Source organism: Vibrio sp. 10N.222.46.A1 (assembly GCF_041473595.1).
Lineage (GTDB): Bacteria > Pseudomonadota > Gammaproteobacteria > Enterobacterales > Vibrionaceae > Vibrio > Vibrio tasmaniensis_A.
In genome coordinates this window covers 1-1,936 of the sequence record NZ_JBFRSN010001108.1, presented here as the reverse complement: position 1 = coordinate 1,936, position 1,936 = coordinate 1, and the positions used below count along the sequence as shown (strand labels likewise).

Annotated in this window: 2 protein-coding genes; one reads left to right on the top strand and one right to left on the bottom strand. The window is 41.5% G+C overall.

All coding sequences use genetic code 11. From position 1 onward, the window contains the following. A partial coding sequence (locus tag AB4496_RS24280; RefSeq protein ID WP_372132340.1) for a methyl-accepting chemotaxis protein occupies positions 1-1,226 on the bottom strand: 1,226 nt, incomplete at its 3' end. A 257-nt stretch (positions 1,227-1,483) separates the two neighbouring features. Between AB4496_RS24280 and AB4496_RS24275 the strand changes: the two genes are divergently transcribed. Continuing rightward, positions 1,484-1,909, top strand: coding sequence for a DUF3010 family protein (locus tag AB4496_RS24275; RefSeq protein WP_009846243.1), 426 nt, complete (start codon positions 1,484-1,486; stop codon positions 1,907-1,909). Positions 1,910-1,936: the final 27 nt, after the last annotated feature.

Here is a 1,936-nt window from a genome sequence, read left to right as displayed (position 1 = left end):
CCACGACCTTGCTCACCAGCACGCGCTGCTTCAATCGCCGCATTCAATGCCAATAGATTGGTTTGCTCTGCAATGCCTTTGATCACGCCAAGAATAGAAGCAATGTTCTTCACATCAGTATCCAATTCCTGAACCACACCGCCTGCATTCTCGATATCTTGCGCAAGGCGTTCAATTGAAGTTACGGTTAAGCCCAAAGTGCTGTCTGCTGATTCCACTTCATTGTTCGCAACGTTACTTGCGGTTGCCGCATCTAACGCGTTACCACTTACCGTTTCACTGGTCGCTTGCATTTCATGAACGGCAGCCGCGACTACTTCACTTTCTTTCTGTTGATTCGAAGAAAATTCAACCACATTCTGCGTTATTGATTTGATGTTTTCCATCTCTGCACGTACGGCATTTGATGTCAGAATCACTTGTTCTACAGTAGTATGTATCTTACTAACAAACTTGTTAAACGCTGAACTTAAACGAGCAATCTCATCAGAACCTTCAACTTTCATTCGCTGAGCTAAGTTACCATCACCCGATGCGATTTCATTCATCGCTTTCTCTACGCTCTGAATCGGCTGAACGATAAAACGGTTCGATAACCACATCGAAAACAAAGCCGCAAGTACCGCCACCGCCATACCTACTTCGATGATCAGCTTACTTTCTTCAATCGAGTCATTAGCTTGCTGGCGAAGCTCTTTTTGTTTAACTGCAATGAGCTCTCTGATATAGCCGAGTTGATCGTGAATGATCGCAAACTCAGCGTCCAATGCTGGCGAGTAATCTATGTTGTATTGAAGAGCATTGGCAGGGTCTGCAAACATTGGTTCATGCAATGCTACCCACTTTTTCATCGCCTTTACCAGTTTCGCTAGCTCGTCTTGAGAAGATGAGTCTAAGACACCTGCGGTATATAGGGTTTGGACACTTTCAAAGCGTGGAACGGCTTTGTAAGCGTTGTCTTCAAACTCAAATTTTTGATATTCGATCGCATCCTTATCTTTAGCAAGTAATAAACCTTGCGCTGATGCAATGACTTGATAGATATCTCGGTACCCATCTTCTAGGTTGTCGAGAACCGGTTGAACCACATTATTGAGCTCATGGTTAATCGCTGCTTGCGCGTTAGATTTAATCACGTTAAGCACAGTAACAGTTGAGAAAACAATCACGATAACCATTAGCGGAATCGCAATTTTACTCTTAATAGAAAGGTTTTTGATATTCATAGAGGGTTTATAACCACACATTAAATAGGGACGCGCGCATAATATACAGTATCGATAAAAAAGCCAGCTATAGTTTTGTGAATCTCATCGCATATAAAACTAGACAATGAAAACGAGTGCTTCGCATTTAACCAGACGTCAACCTGAAAAGTTAAAGTGGACAATATTGAATTTATTTACCTTAGACATGTTCTATTACTGGAGAAGTCATCGAAATAACACCATAATATAGGGCTCTAAAATAAGTAGGTAAGAACATGAAAATTTGTGGTGTTGAAATCAAAGGTAACGATGCAGTCATCTGTCTTCTATCTCTATCAGACGGTGTATTTAACATTCCTGATTGCCGAGTTTCTAAAGTTGCGATTAGTGACGCAAACGACACACAGAATATGAAAGATTTTCAATTTTCTTTTGCAAAGTTAATGGAAGATTACCAAGTAGAAAAAGTGGTAATTCGTCAACGCCAAACTAAAGGCAAATTTGCTGGCGGTGGCTTCGGCTTCAAACTAGAAGCGGCAATTCAGTTGATCGACGGCCTAGACGTAACCGTTGTATCTCCGAATGAAATCAAAGAAAGCCTTAAGCGCAACCCTCTTATGATGAAGTTCAAAGAAACAGGCCTTAAGCAATACCAAGAAGCACCGTTTACCACGGCTTACGCTTGTTTAATGCAGCGCTAATCAATAGTCGCTAGCCAATATTGATAC

What these genes read in the sequence shown, in the direction of transcription:
- AB4496_RS24275 (WP_009846243.1), top strand. Translation starts at nt 1,484, where the DNA reads ATGAAAATTTGTGGTGTTGAAATCAAAGGTAACGATGCAGTCATCTGT.